We start from the raw sequence: 1,498 nt of genomic DNA on the forward strand, positions 1-1,498 counted from the left end.
TTGAGTGCCTCCACTGTCTTGATCAGGCCAGCTATGCCAGACGCTGAATCCAGATGACCGATGTTCGGCTTAACCGAACCTAGCGCGCAGCGCTGTGAGGCCACATCGGAGTAAGCGTGTGCCAGTGCACGAAGTTCGATGGGGTCACCAAGCATCGTTCCGGTACCGTGTGCTTCGACGTATTGCACGGTATCCGGTGAAATACCGGCCTGCAGGTAGGCTTGGGTAATGGCTCTTGCCTGACCTGCCACGCTTGGCGCTGTGTAACCGACCTTGTTTGAGCCGTCGTTGTTAAGCGCCGAACCTTTGATGACGGCGTGGATCGTGTCACCGTCTGCCAAGGCGACATCAAGCCGTTTCAGGAGAACAAGGCCCGCACCGTTACCACGCCGGGTCCCTTGCGCTCTTTCGTCAAATGCGCGGCAATGACCGTCAGGCGATTGAATATCGCCCTCATTGAACAGGTAGCCCCCCGGGCCGAACTCACCGATGCTGGCAGCACCTGCTATGGCCATTCGGCTTTCGCCAGCCATGAGGCTAAGACAGGCCTGATGCACGGCGACAAGAGACGTAGAGCACGCCGTGTTCACGCTGATACTTGGACCTGAAAGATTCAGCTTGTAGGACAGTCGGGTCGCCGCGTGATCCTTGCTGTTGGCGTAGGAAACAATCGCACCGAGCGAAGCGAGTTCGTCCATGCGCGGGAACAGGTGGCCTATGGCGTAGAGGTTCTCACCAACGCCGACGAAAACACCTATCGAACGTGCGGCCGAAGCATCGCCATAACCCGCCGACTCGATGACCTCGTACGCGCACTCCAGCAGAATGCGCTGCTGTGGATCAGTGATCTCCGCCTCGCGCGGGGTAAAGCCGAAATGGATGGCGTCGAAGTTCTCGACGCCATCCAGCAAGCTACGGACGGGCACGAAGTTCGGCTTGTCGATAACCGCTGTTGGCAGGCCGGCCCCGATGAGTTCGTCTCGTGTATAGACTCGAATCGACTCCATTCCAGCCTCGACGTTGTTCCACAAGGCGCGGACATCGGGCGCATCAGGGAACCGCCCGGCGATCCCGATGATGGCAATTTCGGGGATCGTCACCGGAGCGATGGAATCGACATTTGCCTCGTACCTTCCGGTGCTTCTGCCGATATATTCGGCATAAAGCTTGATCGTCGGATAAGTAAAGAGATCGATCAGAGACGCCTCGCTCCACAACCGTGCGATGATCTTCTGGTGCACTTGGATTGCCAGCAATGAGGTGCCGCCGACTTCAAAGAAGTTGTCATGGATACCCGCCTGGCTGACGCCGAGGGTCTCTTGCCAGATTGCGCAGAGGGAGCGCTCGAGATCGCCACGAGGTCCTTCATAAGTGGCGTGAACGAGCGCCTCGTCCCCCGGTATCGGCAACGCCTTGCGGTCCAGCTTGCCATTGGGCGTTAGCGGCATCGCATCAAGAACCACGAACGCCGACGGCACCATGTAGTCCGGCAACAACG

At 58.5% G+C, this 1,498-nt stretch carries 1 protein-coding gene; it reads right to left on the minus strand.

Translation table 11 applies throughout. The features are described from left to right. Positions 1-1,409 (minus strand): beta-ketoacyl synthase N-terminal-like domain-containing protein (locus HDE79_RS21740; RefSeq protein ID WP_255488552.1); only part of this gene is annotated, 1,409 nt, incomplete at its 3' end. Between the last annotated feature and the right edge of the window lie 89 nt (positions 1,410-1,498).

The organism is Rhodanobacter sp. MP1X3, assembly GCF_014207165.1.
GTDB lineage: Bacteria > Pseudomonadota > Gammaproteobacteria > Xanthomonadales > Rhodanobacteraceae > Rhodanobacter.